The organism is Dinoroseobacter sp. S76 (genome assembly GCF_049801095.1).
Lineage (GTDB): Bacteria > Pseudomonadota > Alphaproteobacteria > Rhodobacterales > Rhodobacteraceae > Dinoroseobacter.
This window is the reverse complement of record NZ_JBNAGH010000007.1, coordinates 14,606-30,452: the sequence shown is the minus strand read 5'-3', so window position 1 is coordinate 30,452 and position 15,847 is coordinate 14,606. Positions and strand designations below refer to the sequence as shown.

Below are 15,847 nucleotides of genomic sequence, written 5' to 3'. Positions count from 1 at the left end.
GATACACTTGGCGCGAAGACTGTCACGCAAGGGAGGACGCCATGACCGTTCACTATTCCGCCGACAGCCGCGCCCGCGTGGTCGAGTTGACCATCTCGGGCAAGATCACCCATGCCGATTTCGAGGCGGTCCTGCCGCAAATCGAAGCCGAGCTTGACCGGGGGCCGTTGAGCCTTGTGGAGGTGATCGACAGTTTCGAGGGGTTTGATCTCGACACCCTTTGGGACGGGCTGAAATTCGACATCACCCATTGGTCAGAGTTTCGCCGAGTGGCGATTGTCACCGACATGACCTGGTTCAGCCCGTTTGCGCGCATGGCCGATGCCCTCACCCATCTGGAGGTGAAGGAATTCAAGCGAAATCAACTGGATGAGGCGCGAGACTGGGCCCGCAACTGGGCCAGCCTTGATCCGTGATCAGAGCTGGCTGTCCTGCAGGCGCAGCTGGCGCGCGCGGGTGAGGATCGCGTCCTCGACCGCCAACACCGTGTCCACAGAGGCCGGCCCGTTCCGCGTGGCCAGCGCCACCCGCAGCGAGCGCGCATCGAGGGCCGGGTCCTGCACATAGACCGTCGCGCGGTAAGCGCGGCTCGAGCCCGGCGCGGTTCCGAAACCCATGACGATGACGCCGGTGAAAGGGTCCACCGCCTCGACCGGCATGAAGTCCAGCACATCGAGCGAGGCCGCCCAAATATACTTGTTCACCTCAACAGTGGTGTTGGGGTCATCGCGCGCATCGAAGAGATCCCACAAGGACCCTTCACTCGTCGGCGCATCATCAATGTTGGTCGGCAACTCGTCGCGGGGCGCGCTGGGTCCGAGGCTGTCAAACCCGCTACAGGCCATCAGCGTCGCCAATGGCAGCGCCAGCACGGCGGCACGCATACCCAAAAACATCATGGCGTTCCCCCGCAGGTGACCGTGAACTTCGCGCTCCGTCTTACCCGAGCCCCCGGGACCTCACAAGGCGTTTCGCGGGGGCGGGATCGCTCCCGGACGAGACCCCGCCAAGTTCCGCCCATGGCGATTTGAAACAGGCCCAGACGATCACTGTGTCTTTGTTGCACCAATCACTTCGCAGAACGGATTGGCCAATTTGGCATTTCTTGCAATCGCACGGGGAACAACGGAAAGAGAAGCATACCCAGCCGGATCCACTGCGCTGGGGTGCACTGTTAACACACGAGGGAAACCCGATGAAAAAGCTTCTCATCGCTTCTACCGCCCTGGTTGCCACGTCCGGCTTTGCTTACGCAGACGTGACCCTGGGTGGCTCCGCACAGTTCGGCGTCATCTATATCGAAGATCGCGCTGATCCCAACGCTGGCACCGGCACCACCGACTCGGACGCAACCGAAGAGCTGTTCCTGGATTACGAACTCCAGTTCGACTTCTCCGCTTCCGGCGAAACCGATGGCGGCCTGGGCTTCGGCATGAGCGCCGAGCTCGAGTCCGACTCCGACGGCTCCGGCAACCAGAACGCTCAGTCCATCGACCCGGAAATCTTCATTACCTCCGGCTTCGGCACGCTGACCGTTGGTGCACTTGACGTGGCACCGGACGCAGCAGGCTTCGGTAACACCCGTGACGTTGGCTACGACGGTATCGGTGTTGACAACCTGATCGACGCCATCCTGTTCGTGAACGCTTCCGACCTGTTCGAAGCTGACGAGAGCGGCGCAGCCAACGTTCTGTACCAGGGCACCTTCGGTGGTCTGTCGCTGACCGCAACCGCGCACTCCCACGAGAAAGACTTCGGCGCAGTTGCCGAGTATGACTTTGGGTCTTTCAACGTTGGTCTGTCCTACGTGTCCGTTGACGAAGTGATCATCGGCGCGACCGACGAGAAGATTGAAGCAGACCCCGACAACCCGGGTGACATCATCTTCACGCCTGCCAACCCTGGCAATGCTGGTGGCGGTGAAACCTGGGGTGCAACCATCGGTGGTTCCTTCGGAGGCTTCGATCTGGACTTCGTCTACGCAGATCACACCAACGACTTCGACGCGGATGCAAAAGCATACGGTCTGTCCGGCGCGTATGACCTCGGCATGTACGAGATCACCTTCGGCGTGAACCAAGTCGAACTCGACAACACCGACGCTGGTGACATCGACGGCACCGCATACGGTGTGGGCGTCTCCTACGACCTCGGCGGCGGCGCAAGCCTCTCCGCTGGTGTTGCTTCCATCTGGAACCCGGCCGAAGACGACAACTTCACGACTGCTTCCTTCGGGATCAACATGTCCTTCTAATCGACACCTGTCGATTGAAGGAAAGAGCGGGCCTTGTGCCCGCTCTTTTCTTTTGGAATGACAGGATCCGTGGCACCGAGGAGGGAACATGGGACTGTCAGATATCCAGACACGCATCGCGGCTGCGGCGACCAAGGCCGGGCGGGACGCCTCCGGGATCGAGCTGATCGCGGTGTCCAAAGTCCAACCTAACGCACGTGTCGAAGCGGTCCTCTCAGAAGGCCACCGGGTCTTCGGCGAGAACCGCATTCAGGAGGCCGCAGGCAAGTGGCCCGATTTCCGGGCGCAGTTTGACGGCATCACCCTCCACCTGATCGGCCCGCTCCAATCCAACAAGACCCGCCAGGCGGTCGAGCTCTTCGACGTGATCCACACGGTCGACCGTCCAAAGATCGCCCGTCGCATCGCGGATCACGCGCAGGAGCTTGGCCACTGCCCCGATATCTTCGTCCAGATCAACACCGGGGATGAGAGCCAGAAGGCCGGACTGCCCATCGCCGAGACAGACGCCTTTGTCGCCGAGTGCCGCGCGCTCGACCTGCCCCTACAAGGGCTGATGTGCATCCCGCCCGTGGAAGAGGAACCGAGCCTGCATTTCGCCCTGCTCGCCAAGCTGGCCGCGCGCAACGGCCTCTCCGGCCTCAGCATGGGGATGAGTGGCGATTTCGAGAGCGCGATTGCACAAGGCGCAACCCATATCCGCGTGGGCTCTGCGATCTTTGGCGCGCGGGTCCCACCCGCCGCCTAGACCCGTCAGGTCACGATCAATCGCGATTGCAGGGTGATGCGCGGCGCAAGCCACCGCAGATCACCGCGCGCCAACCCGATGCACCCCTCGGTCGGCCGCCCCGGACCGCGCCATTGATGGATGAAAATCGCCGAGCCCGCCCCCTTGCGCGCTTGCGGCCAGTTCCAGTCACTCAGCACCACGAGATCATAGAGAGGATCCGCCCGCCAAAGCCGCTCATGCCCGAAGGGGTGGGGCCGCCGGATGATCAGGTTATAGTCCGGGTCCGTCAGATCATCGGACCAGCCATCCCGGGGCCGGATCGGCAGCGCCCAATTGGCAGGCCGCGCCATGCGATCCGGGCGATAGAGCATCCCGATGAGCCGATGCACCCCAAGCGGCGTCGCGCCATCGCCTTCGGCCTTGGCCGCGCTCAGTCCGCCGCGCCCGATGGTGCAAGGCAGCACCCGCCCGCCAAAGCGCAGCCCCATGGGCGTCAGAACCAGATCCGTCGGTGTCATGAGCCGGACGCGGGCGGCGGGGGCGGCAGATCCTGGAAACAGGGCAGGCCCTCGGCCACCTGATGATAGGGCTGGCTGTCCTTCATGAAGATCGCGAGCTTGGAGCCGCCGTAATCCTCCGCCGGGTTGTCCAGCGTGCCGACCTTGACGATCACCAGTGGCCGCCCAGGCAAGAGCGTCGTCAAATGCGTGCCGCAGGTCCCGCAGAACTGCCGCGTGCGCGGGGTCTCGAGATCCGAGCGGGTGAAGGTCTTGGGCACCCCTTCGGTCACGTGAAACCCGCCCTCGGGCACCGCCATGAAGAAATTCGGCCCGCCCCCGGTGATGTACTGACATTCCCGGCAATGGCACTGGGCCTTCATCACCGGCGCCTCCGTCACCTCATAGCGGATCTCGCCGCAATAGCACCGTCCCTGCATGGTCTCCCCCCCTAAAGCAGATGTCCCGATTTCGCCGCCTTTGTCGCCAGATACCCCGCGTTCTGCGCAGTCTTGCCCACCTGCAGGGGCACACGCTCGGTCACGGCAATACCCGAGGCCTCCATCATGGCAACCTTGGCCGGGTTGTTCGTCATCAGCCGCGTGGCGGAAAACCCGAGCTGCCGCAGCAGATCGGCGCCGAGTTGAAAATCTCGCTCATCATCCTCGAACCCCAGCCGATGGTTCGCTTCCACCGTGTCAAACCCCTGATCCTGCAGCGCATAGGCGCGCATCTTGTTGGCAAGGCCGATGCCGCGCCCCTCCTGATTGAGATAGAGCAGGATCCCCGCCCCCTCCTCGCCCATCTGGGCCAGCGCCCCGCGCAGCTGCGGCCCGCAATCGCATTTCAGCGAGCCCATCACATCGCCCGTGAAACAGGCCGAATGAAGCCGCGAGAGCACCGGGGCGTCCCGGGGCGGGCTGCCGATCTCGACCGCGTAATGCTCCTCGCCGCCGTCGGTGGGACGGAACACGTGGAGCCGTCCGGCCTCGGACACCTCCAGCGGCACGCGCGCCCAGATGACCTCCGACAGCTCATGGGCGGCGGGCACGGAGGCATCGACCACGGTCAGATGGGCCTCTGCCGCCATCTCGGCACTGGCCGGGGCCAGTACGACCGCGGGCAGCAAGCGCGCTTCCTTGGCGAGCGCAAGCGCTGATCGGGCCAGATCCGAGGCCCCGTCACGGGCCATGCGGAAGGGGCCCTTCATGGGCACGCGCAGATCATCGGCCGGGTCCGCCACCGCCTGCACCCAGCGCAGATCCGCATCGCGAGGCAGGTGGATCCGCGCCAGATCGCCGTCATAGGCGATCGCCCGCAGGGTCTCGGCCCGCCGCGCGGTGATCGCCAGAACCGTATCCTCAGACCCCGCGCATACGCTCGCGAGCCGCGCCGAGGTCAGGGTTTCGGTGGCGAGTGCGAGGGCAAACCGGTCCCCCGCGCGCAGGACAACCGGCACGCCCATTCGCAGATCGGCCCGGGCGCGGGCGCGCATTTCGTGGCGATCGGGGCTCAGAACCATGGTCCGTCCTTGTAACACTTCGCCCCCTCCTGTAACCATCCCGGCCCGAAATTGAAACATTCCCCAAGCCTCCGACACGACGGCGTGAGCAACCCGGCGCAAACCTTGCCGGAACCCCGCCTGTTGCGCATCTCTGATCCAAGCGAACCGGAGGACCCCATGGCCACTTTGAGAAAAATTCTACTCGTTGACGATGACGAGGATCTGCGCGAGGCCCTGTCCGAGCAGCTTGTGATGACCGAAGATTTCGACGTCTTCGAAGCGGGCTCCGGCTCGGAAGCGATGGAAAAGACAAAGGCCGGTCTTTACGATCTGGTGATCCTCGATGTGGGTCTGCCCGACACGGATGGGCGCGAGCTCTGCCGGCTGATGCGCAAGCAGGGCGTGAAATGCCCGGTGCTGATGCTGACCGGCCATGACAGCGATGCGGACACCATCCTCGGGCTGGATGCCGGGGCGAATGACTACATCACCAAACCGTTCAAACTGCCGGTGCTGCTCGCCCGGATCCGCGCTCAGCTGCGCCAGCATGAGCAGTCCGAGGACGCGGTCTTCACGCTTGGGCCGTACACGTTCAAGCCGGCGATGAAGATGCTCGAGACCGAGGATGACCGAAAGATTCGCCTCACCGAGAAAGAGACAAACATCCTCAAGTTCCTCTACCGTGCCACCGAGGGCGTGGTCGCCCGCGACGTTCTGTTGCACGAGGTCTGGGGCTACAATGCCGGTGTGACCACCCACACACTGGAGACGCATATCTATCGCCTGCGCCAAAAAATCGAGCCAGATCCGTCGAATGCGCGGCTTCTGGTGACAGAATCCGGCGGCTACCGACTGGTGGCTTAAGGCAACACTCGGCGAAGCGTGGCCAAAGGTCCTATTCTCGTGGACCTTTTGGCAGCGTAGATGTTGAGACAGCAAGACACCCTATGCTGTGACGGGGTTATGCCACAGCACCTCCCTGTTGGACTGAGCCGGGCCTCGCGCCCGGCGTTTTTTTGTGCAGCCCTTGGCGCCGCTCCGTGCCCTGTCCCGATCCGGATCAAACGACGCTGGTAGCGCCCGGCTCCCTGCCCTAGTGTCGCGCTCAACGAGGGGAGAGGGCGAGATGGCGCTGACACTGGCAACCTGGAACATCAACTCCGTCCGGCTGCGCGCCGACCTGGTCGCGCGGTTTCTGCGCGAGGAGGCGCCGGACGTGCTCTGCCTGCAGGAATGCAAGAGCCCGGTGGACAAGATCCCGCTCGAGGTCTTCGCCGAGCTGGGCTATGGCCACATGGTTGCGCGCGGGCAGAAGGGCTATAACGGCGTCGCGATCCTGTCGCGCCATCCCCTGGAGGATGCCGGGCACCGGGATTTTGTCGGCAGGGGTGATGCGCGCCATGTGGCGGCACGGCTCGAAAACGGCCTTACGGTGCACAACTTCTATGTCCCTGCCGGGGGCGACGTCCCCGACCGCGAGGTGAACGACAAGTTCGGCCACAAGCTCGATTTCCTGACCGAGATGCGCGACTGGTTCACCGCCGAGGCGCCCCAGCGCGCGGTGCTGGTCGGTGATCTGAACATCGCGCCGCTTGAGGATGACGTCTGGTCCCACAAGCAGCTCCTGAAGGTCGTCAGCCATACCCCGATCGAGGTCGAGGCGCTGGAGGCGACCCGCGCAGCCGGGGCTTGGGTCGATGTGACCCGCGCCGATATCCCCGAGGGCAAGCTCTATTCCTGGTGGTCCTACCGGGCCAAGGACTGGTCCGCAGCCGACAAGGGCCGGAGGCTCGACCACATCTGGGCCACCCCGGATATCGCGGGCGGAGCCCATGGCTCGCGCGTGCTGCGCGATGTGCGCGGCTGGGAGAAACCCAGCGATCACGCCCCGGTTCTGGCCAGCTTCACCCTCTGAGGCCGGTTCAGGGGCCTCTGCCAGGCACTCTCCCCTTGGCCTCGGCTGCGGGAGGTTCCATATACGGTAACGAACGAGGATATGAGGACAGCCATGCTGGAATTCGGACAGGCGGATGCCGCGCAAGCGGGCGCAGGGGATCTGATCAAGGACACGACCGAAGCGACCTTCATGGCCGACGTGATCGACGCCAGCCAGGAGATCCCGGTCATCGTCGATTTCTGGGCCCCCTGGTGCGGCCCCTGCAAAACGCTTGGCCCGGCTCTCGAGGCTGCTGTGACCGCTGCCAAGGGCAAGGTCCGCATGGTGAAGGTCAATGTGGACGAGGCCCAGATGATCGCCGGGCAGCTCCGGATCCAGTCGATCCCCACGGTCTATGCCTTTCACAAGGGCCAACCGGTGGACGGGTTTCAGGGCGCAATCAGCCCCGCCGAAATCACCGAGTTCGTAACCCGCGTCTCGGCCCTGGCTGGCGATGCGGATGGAGGCCTTGCTGAGGCGGTCGAGGCCGCCGAGGCGATGCTCGCCGAAGGGGCCGCCGTGGATGCCGCCCAGACCTTTGCCGCAATCCTCGGAGAAGAGCCTGAGAACGCCGCCGCCTATGGCGGGCTGGTGCGTGCCCATCTGGCGCTGGAGGAGTTCGATCAGGCGGAGGGCCTGCTGACCGCTGCACCGGATGCCATCGCCAAGGCCCCCGAGCTCGATGTGGCCCGCGCCCAGCTGGAGCTTGCCCGTCAGGCCGCCGAGGCAGGCCCGGTGGCCGAGCTGCGCGCCAAGGTCGAGGCCGACGGCAATGACCACCAGTCGCGGCTGGATCTGGCCCAGGCCCTCCACGCCAATGGCGAGACAGAGGCTGCGGTGGATGAACTGCTCGAGCTTTTCCGCCGGGATCGCGAATGGCAGGACGGCGCCGCCAAGGCCCAGCTCTTCACGATCTTCGACGCGCTCAAGCCGCAGGACCCGATTGCCCTGAACGGTCGCCGCCGTTTGTCGTCGATGATATTTGCCTGAAGGCCGCTCGGGGCTACGTGACAGGTATGAGATTTTCGTCCGCCGACCTTCCCGAGACGATCCCGGTCTTTCCGCTGCCCGGTGCTCTGCTGCTGCCTCGGGCGCGGCTTCCCCTGCATATCTTCGAGCCGCGCTATCTGGCGATGCTTGAGGATTCGCTGAAGACGCCCCACCGGCTCATTGGCATGGTCCAGCCGCGGGAGGTTCCGGGCTCCAAGGATCGGCGTCTGCACCATATCGGCTGCGCGGGGCGGGTCTCGGCCTTCTCCGAGACCGAGGATGGCCGCTACATGATCACCCTTTCGGGGATCTCGCGGTTCCGCGTCGCGCGCGAAGTGAGCGGCTTCACCCCCTATCTCAAGGCCGATGTGGATTGGGAAGATTTCGGGCGCGATCTCGGCAAGGCCGAGCAGGATGTGGGGTTCGAGCGGGACCGCTTTCTCCGGCTGTTGCGGCGGTTCTTCGACGATCAGGAGATGCAGACCGACTGGGACAGCCTGTCGGAGGCCGAGGATGAGCTTCTGATCAACTCGCTCTCGATGCTCTGCCCCTTCAACCCCGAAGACAAGCAGGCGCTGCTGGAGGCGCCGTCTTTGGCCACACGGCGCGAGACGCTGGTCACCCTGATCGAATTTGCCCTGCGCGGCGGCACCAGTGAGGAACTTCTGCAATGACCCAAGAGGCCGGTGAATATGACCGCCATATGCTGGAGAGCCTCGTCTGCCCGGTGACCCGTGCCCCGCTCGCCTATGATGCAGAACGGCAGGAGCTGGTCTCCCGCGCGGCGCATCTGGCCTTTCCGATCCGCAATGGCATCCCGATCATGATCGCCGATGAGGCCCGCGCGCTCGACTAACCCCGGCTGGGCGGCCCCGGCTGGAACAAAGCCGCCCCTGTGGGGCGGCGGACGCGCATCGCGGTGCTCTTGCGCCCCGTCGGTCCCGTCCAACAGGCGCAAAAGGTCCGGCGTCTCGCGGGTCCGCCGCGCCGCTGCGGCGCGGCGTCCGGATCCGGGACCGGCGCTTGACCCTGTCCGCGCGGACCGTAGGCTGCGGCCAAACCAGTCCAGACCCGAGGTTGATCCCATGACCCAACGCCTGCACATCGTCTTTGGGGGGGAACTCGTGGACCCGTCCGGGACCGAGTTCAAGAATGTCGACGACGTCCATGTGGTCGGCGTCTACCCCAACTACGCCACCGCCTATGACGCCTGGAAGAACGAGGCCCAGCGCACTGTGGACAATGCCGAGATGCGGTATTTCATTGCCCATGTGCACCGCTTGCTGGATGAAGGCACTGAAACCTCCTCGACCCAAGAGCTGAGCTGACACCCCATGCCCCGGTCCTTCGGCCTCGCGCTCTATCTCGCGGTGAACAGCCGTCTCTCCGGCTGGGCCGAGCGCAAGATCGCCGAGCGTCTTGTGGCCGGCAAGGAAGACCCGGAGCGCTACCGCGAACGGCTGGGCGAGACCGACCGCCCCCGTCCCAAAGGCCCGCTGATCTGGATCCATGCGGCCAGTGTGGGCGAAGCGCTCTCGGTGCAGGAGCTCATCCGGCGGCTGCGCGAGGAGCGCCCGGAGGTGACGATCCTGCTGACCACCGGCACGCGCACTTCGGCGGATCTGCTGGCCTCGCGATTGCCACCGGGCGCCCTGCATCAGTTCGCTCCGGTCGATTCGAAACCCGCTGTCACCGGGTTTCTCGACCATTGGCGCCCGGATCTCGCCATCTGGATCGAGAGCGAGCTGTGGCCGCGCATGATCCATGACACGGCGGCGCGGGGCATCCCGATGCTTCTGATGAATGCGCGCATGTCCCCGGACAGCTACAAGCGCTGGCGCTGGCTGCGCGGCGTGGCGCGCGCCCTGCTCGGGCGGTTCAACCGGATCCTGGCCCAGGACGAGCAAACCCTGCGGTTCCTCTCCCGGCTCGGCGCACCCGCCGATCGCACCCGCGCCATCGGCAGCCTCAAGGAGGGGGCGCAGGTCCTCCCCTATTCCGAGACGCTCTACAAGGATTTTCTCGACGAGGCCGATGGCCGCCCGATCTGGCTCGCCTCCTCCACCCATCCGGGCGAGGAGGCCATGGTCAGCGCCGCCCACCGGGTCCTCGTGCGCAAGACCCACCGCCTGCTCATGGTGCTGGTGCCCCGCCATCCAGAGCGCGGCCCGGAGATCGCCGAGGCCCTGCGCGAAGAAGGCTGGGATGTGGCCGTCCGCTCCGAGGGCGAGGGCGTCGATCTCGACACGCAGATCTATCTCGCGGACACGCTGGGGGAGCTGGGCCTGTGGTACCGGATCGCCCCCGTGAGCTTCATAGGCGGCTCCCTGACCGAGGTTGGCGGGCACAATCCGTTCGAACCCGCAGCCCTCGGCTCGGCCATCGTCCACGGTCCCCATGTGTTCAACTTCGTGGATATCTACACGCGGCTGGCCGAGGCGGGCGCCTGCCGGGTGGTGCACAACCCCGAGACGCTGGCCAGCACGCTCGATGACCTGCTCGCCCCGAACAAGGCGGCGAGCATGGCCCATGCGGCCTGGGAGGTGTCCTCGCGCGGGGCGCAGGTCACGGATATCGCCGTTTCCGAAGTGCTCAGCCAGCTTGACGATGCCGAGGATGCCGCGCTGGCCAGCGGCACGATCTTTCCCTGATGCGGGCCCCGGGGTTCTGGTTCACCCCGCCTGAGGCGCCTGCGCTGCCCGCCCGGCTGCTGGCACCGCTCGGCGCGCTTTATGCGGCGGGCACCGCCCGGCGGGTGGCCAAGGCGCCCGAACTGCGCCCAGGCATCCCCGTGATCTGCGTCGGCAACATCAATGCGGGCGGCACTGGCAAGACCCCGACGGTCATCGCGCTGCAAATGGCCCTGAGCGCCCGGGGCATCGCCGCCCATGTGGTCAGCCGCGGCTATGGCGGCGCGCTGGAGGGCCCCGTGGCCGTGGACCCGCGCACCCACCAGGCGTCTGATGTGGGCGATGAGCCCCTGTTGCTGGCGGCTTTCGGGCCCACCTGGGTTTCCAAAGACCGCGCTGCGGGCGCACGGGCGGCGGAGGCGGCGGGTGCGCAGGCGATCCTGCTCGATGACGGGTTTCAGAACCCGGCCATCGCCCGCGATCTGTCGATTGTCGTGGTCGATGCCCATCGCGGTTTCGGCAATGGCCGCGTCTTGCCCGCAGGCCCCCTGCGCGAGCCTGTGGCCAAGGGTCTGGCCCGCGCGGATCTCGTGCTCAGCATCGGGCCGGAGCCCGCCCAGACCCGGTTCCGCGCCGCCTGGGGCCCCGCGCTGGGGCAGTTGCCCCACCTGACTGGCCATCTCGCCCCGCTGCAGACCGGGATGGACTGGGCGGGGCTGCGCGCCGTGGCCTTTGCCGGGATCGGCCATCCGGAGAAGTTCTTCGCCACCCTGCGCGATCAGGGGGTAGAGCTCTGCGGGACCCACGGGCTCGACGATCACCAGCCGCTGGATGCGCGGCTCATCACGCGTCTTCTGGCGGATGCCAAGGCCCAGGGTGCCCAACTGGTCACGACCGAGAAGGATGCGGTGCGTCTGCCGCCCGAGATGCGGGGCGATGTGCTCACCCTGCCCGTGCGGCTGGAGCTGGACGCGTCCGAGGCGCTCGACGCCGCGCTCGACAGGCTCTTTCCCTGACATGCAAAGGGCGGCCCCGCAGGACCGCCCCGATCTCGCAACATGGCGCCGGGATTACTCCTCCAGCAGGCCATCCAGAACCGCCGAGAAATCGCGGTAGTTCATGTTGGAATAGCTCTCGCCATTGATGATGAAGGACGGGGTGGAGTTGATCCCGTCGGCCTCGGCATTCTGCTGATAGAAGGCCACCAGCGCCTGCGCCTTGTCACCATCCTGCAGGCAAGCATTCACCTGCTCGTCGGACATGCCCGCCACACGGCCAATGCGGCGCAGGTTGTCGGCGACCACAGCGGGGCTGCCGTTGCCGGTCCACTCGCTCTGCTGCTCAAAGAGCACATCGGTGATCCCGAAATACCGCTCCTCCCCGCCGCAGCGCGCGACCATCCCGGCCCAGAGACCGAAGCGGTCGAAATAGACCTCGCGATAGACGAACTTCACCTTGCCGGTGTCGATGTAGTTTTCCTTGATATCCTTGAAGACATTCTCGTGGAACGTCTTGCAATGGGGGCAGGTGAAAGAGGCGTATTCCACCACCGTGATCGGCGCATCCTCGGCACCGAGCGTCATGTCGATGATGCCGGAGGTGTCGACCTCCTGCGCGGTGGCCGCCGAGACCGGCGAGAAGGACACGCCCTGGGCCGTGCCGCTCGATTGCTGGGTGCTGTACCAGTAGGTGCCGCCGGCGATCACGGCGAGGGCAAGAGCCGCACTGGGAAGAAGTCGAGCCATGAAAGCCCCTTTCACGTTTTGGTGTCGTTGGACAGGATGTTGCGCCCGAGCCGGGCAAGTGCTGCGCGCAGCTCGGGGCTCTGGATGTCTTCGGCCGCCGCATCGGCCGCCCGGGCGACCTGAGGCGAGGGTTTCTTGGGCCCGCTTGGGGCCGGGGTGAACGCCGCCTGGGGCTCGGCAAAGCCCGTGGGTGCGGTCTGGGTGATCTTGATCTTCGAGATTGCGTTATAGCCGTAGCAGGCATTGACCTTCTCGCGCAGCCGCTCCTTCTGCATCTCCAGAAGCGGCGCGAAGGCCCCCGTGGTCAGCACCGTGAGCGTCGCGCCAAACCCGCGCCGGGCATAGCCCACATTCACGGGCCGCGCCTTGGCCGCAAGATCCGGGCCTGCGATCTCATCCCAATGGGTCAGCAGTTTGGACACGGCAAACCCGCGGCTCTCGCCCGCCATGCGGATCCGACTTTCGAGCAATTTGCCCGTCTGGCGGAACCCAAAGCTCCGGTTTTTCGCGCGCGCGACCATCGCCCTCTCGCTTTCGTGTGCCTACGCCTTAGTCTAATCGCTTGCGCGGCCCATGCCAGACCCCAGAAGGATCCGATTTCACACGATGCATAAAAACTTCGAGAGCACCGCAGACAGCGCAGATTTGCTCCACTGGTATGACAGGCATGCCCGGGTGATGCCATGGCGCGTGTCGCCCGAAGATCGCGCGGCGGGGGTGCAGCCCGATCCGTATCGCGTCTGGATGTCCGAGGTGATGCTGCAGCAGACCACCGTGGCCGCCGTAAAGGAGTATTTCCGGGCCTTTACCACGCGCTGGCCGACCGTGTCGGATCTGGCGGCCGCAGAGGACGCGGATGTGATGGGGGCCTGGGCCGGGTTGGGATACTACGCGCGGGCGCGAAACCTGCTGAAATGCGCGCGGGTCGTGGCCTCGGAGCATGGCGGGGTCTTTCCCGACACCATCGAGGGGCTGCGCGCCCTGCCAGGGATCGGCCCCTATACGGCGGCGGCGGTGGCCTCCATCGCCTTTGACCGGCCCGAAACCGTGGTCGATGGCAATGTGGAGCGGGTCATGGCGCGCCTCCACGGCATCGAGACGCCCCTGCCCCCCGCCAAGCCCGAGCTGACCGAGGCCGCCGCCGCCCTGACCCCGCAGGAGCGGCCCGGGGATTATGCTCAGGCGGTGATGGATCTGGGCGCCACGATCTGCACCCCGCGCAATCCGGCCTGCGGGATCTGCCCCTGGCGCGATCCTTGCGTGGCGCGGGTGGCGGGCAATGCCGCCGAGCTGCCCCGCAAGCTGCCGAAGAAGCCGAAACCCACCCGGCTCGGCTATGTCTATCTCGCCCGGCGCGCCGATGGCGCCTGGCTCCTGGAGACGCGGCCCGACAAGGGTCTGCTCGGCGGGATGCTGGCCTTTCCCAGCTCGGATTGGAGCGAGGAGGCCCCGGCCGAGGCCCCGCCCCTGCCGGCTGACTGGACCGATCCGGGGCTCGAAGTGCGCCACACCTTCACCCATTTCCACCTGCGCCTCGCGATCCGTCTCGCCCGGGTCGCGGAGGCCACACCGGACCGCGGCGAATTTACGCCGAAGCACGCTTTCCGTCCGGCGGATCTTCCGACCCTGATGCGCAAGGCCTATGATCTCGCAGCGCCCCAGTTTGAGTTAACAGAGCCTTAAACGCTCTGGCCTAGGGGTGGACCCAAAAGACGGAGGCTGCATGATCCCGCCGAAGAAAATGGCGCGCCTGTCGCGCGCGCTGCCTTTCTGGCTCTCGCTGCTGCTGGTGCCGGCGCTGTTGCTGGCGGCGGCCTGGGGCGGCTGGGCGCTGCTCCTGCCGCCGCTGACGAGCTGGGGGCTCTTCTCGATCATGGACGCGGTCGCCGGGCTCGAGACCGAGAATGCCGATCCCGAGACCCCGATCGAGGATCTGAGCTTCTACCGGGTGATCACGCTGGTCTGGCTGCCGGTGCAGACGCTCGTCCTGCTGATGCTGCTGGGCACGGTCCCCGAGGCGGCGCATCTGGCGCTCTGGGAGAAGATCGCCGTCTTCTGTGGCTTCGGCGTGGCCTCCGGCACGGTCGGGATCACCTATGCCCACGAACTCATGCACCAAAAGAACCGGATGGAGCGTTGGCTCGCGGATCTCCTGATGGCCTCGGTGCTCTACAGCCATTTCCGCTCCGAGCATTTGCTGGTGCATCATCGCTATGTGGGCACGCCCCGCGATCCGGTCACCGCGCGCTACAATGAGGGCTTCCACCGGTTCTATCCCCGGGTCCTGCGTGAATGCCTGCAATCGGCCTGGGCCGCCGAGGCGTCCCTGCTCGCCCGGCGCAACCTGCCCGCCTGGCACAGCACGAACCCCTTCTGGCGCTACGGGCTGCTGCAACTGGGCTGGATCCTGCTCGCGGGCTATGTGGGCGGCTGGGCCGGGATCGGGCTCTTCCTCGTGCAGGCCGGGGTCGCGATCTGGCAGCTAGAGCTGGTGAACTATGTCGAGCATTACGGCCTGACCCGGAAGCATCTGGGCGAGGGCAAGTATGAGCATGTGCAACCGCACCATTCCTGGAACGCCTCGCAGAAGGCGTCGAACTGGCTGCTGATCAACCTGCAGCGGCACTCGGATCATCACTACAAGCCCGACCGGCGCTTCCCGCTCCTGCAGACCTATGACGCAGCCGAGGCCCCGCAGCTGCCCCATGGCTATCCGGTGATGACCGCGCTGGCGATGATCCCGCCCCTCTGGCGGCAGGTGATGAACCCGCTCGTGCGCGACTGGCGGCAGGCCCACTACCCGGAGATCGAGGATTGGGGCCCCTATAAACGCGCCGAGCTGCCCCTGCCGCGTTAACGCACCAGAACGGGCGCCTCGCGGATATAGCTCTCCTCCTGCCAGGCCTTGACCAGGAAATCCGCGACATCCGCGCGGGAGATGATCCCGTTGTGCCACTCGCTGGGCTCGGTCAGCACCTTGTAGACCCCGGTCCGGCGGTTGTTCGACAGGATGCCCGGGCGCGCGATGGTCCAGTCGAGATCGGAGGCCTTGATCAAGTCCTCCTGCACCGCCTTATCCGCATAGGCCCGCCCGAGGATGAAGCCATGGCCCATCCGCTCCAGCGCGCTCATGGCCGCGTTGCTCTCGCCCGCACCAAAGCCCGTGACCACCAGCAGCCGCTTGATCCCCGCCGCTTGCAGGGCCGGGATCAGCACCGCCGTGGCATCGGAAAACACCGTCGTGGGTCGCGCGAGGGCCGGGATGGATTTCGGGATCCCAAGGGCCGAGACCACCGCATCGCATCCGTCCAAGGCCGCAGCCACCGCACCGGGATCGGTCGCGTCCCCCGCGACCAACTCCAGCTCCGGATGCTCATGCTTGATCCCTTCGGGATGCCGCGAAAAGGCGCGCACCGAATGGCCCTCTTCCAGCGCGCGCAGCACGGTCTCGCGCCCGATCCCCTTGCTGCCGCCGATCACAAGTAACTTCGCCATACCGCACCTCCGTTTCTTCTCAGATAGGGTGTGCGGCGGGAAATGAACCCCTTGATCGGCGGCAAA

General features: G+C 65.8%; 20 protein-coding genes. 13 read left to right on the top strand and 7 right to left on the bottom strand.

From position 1 onward, the window contains the following. Positions 1 to 41: 41 nt before the first annotated feature. Entirely contained in the window at positions 42 to 416 is a 375-nt protein-coding gene (locus tag ACP153_RS17450; protein ID WP_424972300.1) for an STAS/SEC14 domain-containing protein, read from the top strand. Here ACP153_RS17450 and ACP153_RS17445 read toward each other — a convergent pair whose 3' ends face one another. Further along, the gene (locus tag ACP153_RS17445) at positions 417 to 899 is read right to left on the bottom strand and encodes a DUF3576 domain-containing protein (protein WP_424972299.1); all 483 of its coding nucleotides are present in this window, start codon (positions 897 to 899) and stop codon (positions 417 to 419) included. 296 nt (positions 900 to 1,195) lie between these two features. On the opposite strand from ACP153_RS17445, the gene ACP153_RS17440 reads away from it, so the two are divergent. Both ACP153_RS17440 and ACP153_RS17435 read left to right on the top strand, forming a co-directional pair. Then, complete coding sequence (locus ACP153_RS17440; protein ID WP_424972298.1) at positions 1,196 to 2,254, top strand: porin; 1,059 nt, start codon at positions 1,196 to 1,198, stop codon at positions 2,252 to 2,254. Positions 2,255 to 2,342: 88 nt separating this feature from the next. Beyond that, entirely contained in the window at positions 2,343 to 3,002 is a 660-nt protein-coding gene (locus tag ACP153_RS17435) for a YggS family pyridoxal phosphate-dependent enzyme (protein ID WP_424972297.1), read from the top strand. Positions 3,003 to 3,007: 5 nt separating this feature from the next. Here the strand turns inward: ACP153_RS17435 and ACP153_RS17430 are convergent, their stop codons facing one another. The 3 genes from ACP153_RS17430 to ribA are packed head-to-tail and all read right to left on the bottom strand — an operon-like array spanning position 3,008 to position 5,003. Then, positions 3,008 to 3,502: a L,D-transpeptidase family protein gene (locus ACP153_RS17430; RefSeq protein ID WP_424972296.1), complete on the bottom strand. Its 495-nt coding sequence runs from the start codon at positions 3,500 to 3,502 to the stop codon at positions 3,008 to 3,010. Then, positions 3,499 to 3,921: a GFA family protein gene (locus tag ACP153_RS17425; protein WP_424972295.1), complete on the bottom strand. Its 423-nt coding sequence runs from the start codon at positions 3,919 to 3,921 to the stop codon at positions 3,499 to 3,501. Before ACP153_RS17425 ends, ACP153_RS17430 begins: the two co-directional genes overlap by 4 nt. A gap of 11 nt (positions 3,922 to 3,932) precedes the next feature. After that, positions 3,933 to 5,003, bottom strand: a complete 1,071-nt coding sequence (gene ribA, locus ACP153_RS17420; RefSeq protein ID WP_424972294.1) for a GTP cyclohydrolase II — start codon at positions 5,001 to 5,003, stop codon at positions 3,933 to 3,935. A gap of 159 nt (positions 5,004 to 5,162) precedes the next feature. On the opposite strand from ribA, the gene ACP153_RS17415 reads away from it, so the two are divergent. The 8 genes from ACP153_RS17415 (at position 5,163) to lpxK (ending at position 11,557) form a co-directional block, all read left to right on the top strand. Continuing rightward, entirely contained in the window at positions 5,163 to 5,849 is a 687-nt protein-coding gene (locus ACP153_RS17415; RefSeq protein ID WP_424972293.1) for a response regulator transcription factor, read from the top strand. Positions 5,850 to 6,111: 262 nt separating this feature from the next. Continuing rightward, positions 6,112 to 6,900 (top strand): exodeoxyribonuclease III, encoded by a 789-nt coding sequence (locus ACP153_RS17410; RefSeq protein WP_424972292.1) that lies wholly within the window; start codon positions 6,112 to 6,114, stop codon positions 6,898 to 6,900. A 93-nt stretch (positions 6,901 to 6,993) separates the two neighbouring features. After that, on the top strand, positions 6,994 to 7,911 hold the full coding sequence (locus ACP153_RS17405) for a tetratricopeptide repeat protein (RefSeq protein WP_424972291.1): 918 nt from the start codon (positions 6,994 to 6,996) through the stop codon (positions 7,909 to 7,911). A 26-nt stretch (positions 7,912 to 7,937) separates the two neighbouring features. Beyond that, positions 7,938 to 8,585, top strand: coding sequence for an LON peptidase substrate-binding domain-containing protein (locus ACP153_RS17400; RefSeq protein WP_424972290.1), 648 nt, complete (start codon positions 7,938 to 7,940; stop codon positions 8,583 to 8,585). Beyond that, positions 8,582 to 8,767, top strand: a complete 186-nt coding sequence (locus ACP153_RS17395; RefSeq protein ID WP_424967136.1) for a Trm112 family protein — start codon at positions 8,582 to 8,584, stop codon at positions 8,765 to 8,767. Before ACP153_RS17400 ends, ACP153_RS17395 begins: the two co-directional genes overlap by 4 nt. Before the next feature lie 229 nt (positions 8,768 to 8,996). Then, positions 8,997 to 9,239, top strand: coding sequence for a DUF4170 domain-containing protein (locus tag ACP153_RS17390; RefSeq protein ID WP_424972289.1), 243 nt, complete (start codon positions 8,997 to 8,999; stop codon positions 9,237 to 9,239). A 6-nt stretch (positions 9,240 to 9,245) separates the two neighbouring features. Continuing rightward, entirely contained in the window at positions 9,246 to 10,562 is a 1,317-nt protein-coding gene (locus tag ACP153_RS17385) for a 3-deoxy-D-manno-octulosonic acid transferase (protein ID WP_424972288.1), read from the top strand. Then, positions 10,562 to 11,557 carry a tetraacyldisaccharide 4'-kinase gene (gene lpxK, locus ACP153_RS17380; protein WP_424972287.1) on the top strand — a complete coding sequence of 332 codons (996 nt, stop codon included), beginning with the start codon at positions 10,562 to 10,564 and terminating at the stop codon, positions 11,555 to 11,557. The genes ACP153_RS17385 and lpxK overlap by 1 nt, the downstream gene beginning before the upstream one ends. Positions 11,558 to 11,611: 54 nt before the next feature. On the opposite strand, the gene ACP153_RS17375 is transcribed toward lpxK, so the two are convergent. Continuing rightward, positions 11,612 to 12,286 carry a DsbA family protein gene (locus ACP153_RS17375; RefSeq protein WP_424972286.1) on the bottom strand — a complete coding sequence of 225 codons (675 nt, stop codon included), beginning with the start codon at positions 12,284 to 12,286 and terminating at the stop codon, positions 11,612 to 11,614. Between the two features lie 11 nt (positions 12,287 to 12,297). Then, positions 12,298 to 12,807, bottom strand: coding sequence for a DUF721 domain-containing protein (locus tag ACP153_RS17370; protein WP_424972285.1), 510 nt, complete (start codon positions 12,805 to 12,807; stop codon positions 12,298 to 12,300). 85 nt (positions 12,808 to 12,892) lie between these two features. Here ACP153_RS17370 and mutY point away from each other — a divergent pair, with 85 nt between their 5' ends. Further along, entirely contained in the window at positions 12,893 to 13,969 is a 1,077-nt protein-coding gene (mutY, locus tag ACP153_RS17365; protein ID WP_424972284.1) for an A/G-specific adenine glycosylase, read from the top strand. 40 nt (positions 13,970 to 14,009) lie between these two features. Further along, positions 14,010 to 15,143 (top strand): alkane 1-monooxygenase, encoded by a 1,134-nt coding sequence (locus ACP153_RS17360; protein WP_424972283.1) that lies wholly within the window; start codon positions 14,010 to 14,012, stop codon positions 15,141 to 15,143. On the opposite strand, the gene ACP153_RS17355 is transcribed toward ACP153_RS17360, so the two are convergent. Then, positions 15,140 to 15,781 (bottom strand): NAD(P)-dependent oxidoreductase, encoded by a 642-nt coding sequence (locus ACP153_RS17355; RefSeq protein ID WP_424972282.1) that lies wholly within the window; start codon positions 15,779 to 15,781, stop codon positions 15,140 to 15,142. The two genes, ACP153_RS17360 and ACP153_RS17355, sit on opposite strands and share 4 nt — an antisense overlap. Positions 15,782 to 15,847: the final 66 nt, after the last annotated feature.

Bases quoted from the DNA above. Each gene is read 5' to 3' on its own strand.
- ACP153_RS17450 (WP_424972300.1), top strand. From the start codon at position 42: ATGACCGTTCACTATTCCGCCGACAGCCGCGCCCGCGTGGTCGAGTTG.
- ACP153_RS17445 (WP_424972299.1), bottom strand. From the start codon at position 899: ATGATGTTTTTGGGTATGCGTGCCGCCGTGCTGGCGCTGCCATTGGCG.
- ACP153_RS17440 (WP_424972298.1), top strand. From the start codon at position 1,196: ATGAAAAAGCTTCTCATCGCTTCTACCGCCCTGGTTGCCACGTCCGGC.
- ACP153_RS17435 (WP_424972297.1), top strand. From the start codon at position 2,343: ATGGGACTGTCAGATATCCAGACACGCATCGCGGCTGCGGCGACCAAG.
- ACP153_RS17430 (WP_424972296.1), bottom strand. From the start codon at position 3,502: ATGACACCGACGGATCTGGTTCTGACGCCCATGGGGCTGCGCTTTGGC.
- ACP153_RS17425 (WP_424972295.1), bottom strand. From the start codon at position 3,921: ATGCAGGGACGGTGCTATTGCGGCGAGATCCGCTATGAGGTGACGGAG.
- ribA (WP_424972294.1), bottom strand. From the start codon at position 5,003: ATGGTTCTGAGCCCCGATCGCCACGAAATGCGCGCCCGCGCCCGGGCC.
- ACP153_RS17415 (WP_424972293.1), top strand. From the start codon at position 5,163: ATGGCCACTTTGAGAAAAATTCTACTCGTTGACGATGACGAGGATCTG.
- ACP153_RS17410 (WP_424972292.1), top strand. From the start codon at position 6,112: ATGGCGCTGACACTGGCAACCTGGAACATCAACTCCGTCCGGCTGCGC.
- ACP153_RS17405 (WP_424972291.1), top strand. From the start codon at position 6,994: ATGCTGGAATTCGGACAGGCGGATGCCGCGCAAGCGGGCGCAGGGGAT.
- ACP153_RS17400 (WP_424972290.1), top strand. From the start codon at position 7,938: ATGAGATTTTCGTCCGCCGACCTTCCCGAGACGATCCCGGTCTTTCCG.
- ACP153_RS17395 (WP_424967136.1), top strand. From the start codon at position 8,582: ATGACCCAAGAGGCCGGTGAATATGACCGCCATATGCTGGAGAGCCTC.
- ACP153_RS17390 (WP_424972289.1), top strand. From the start codon at position 8,997: ATGACCCAACGCCTGCACATCGTCTTTGGGGGGGAACTCGTGGACCCG.
- ACP153_RS17385 (WP_424972288.1), top strand. From the start codon at position 9,246: ATGCCCCGGTCCTTCGGCCTCGCGCTCTATCTCGCGGTGAACAGCCGT.
- lpxK (WP_424972287.1), top strand. From the start codon at position 10,562: ATGCGGGCCCCGGGGTTCTGGTTCACCCCGCCTGAGGCGCCTGCGCTG.
- ACP153_RS17375 (WP_424972286.1), bottom strand. From the start codon at position 12,286: ATGGCTCGACTTCTTCCCAGTGCGGCTCTTGCCCTCGCCGTGATCGCC.
- ACP153_RS17370 (WP_424972285.1), bottom strand. From the start codon at position 12,807: ATGGTCGCGCGCGCGAAAAACCGGAGCTTTGGGTTCCGCCAGACGGGC.
- mutY (WP_424972284.1), top strand. From the start codon at position 12,893: ATGCATAAAAACTTCGAGAGCACCGCAGACAGCGCAGATTTGCTCCAC.
- ACP153_RS17360 (WP_424972283.1), top strand. From the start codon at position 14,010: ATGATCCCGCCGAAGAAAATGGCGCGCCTGTCGCGCGCGCTGCCTTTC.
- ACP153_RS17355 (WP_424972282.1), bottom strand. From the start codon at position 15,781: ATGGCGAAGTTACTTGTGATCGGCGGCAGCAAGGGGATCGGGCGCGAG.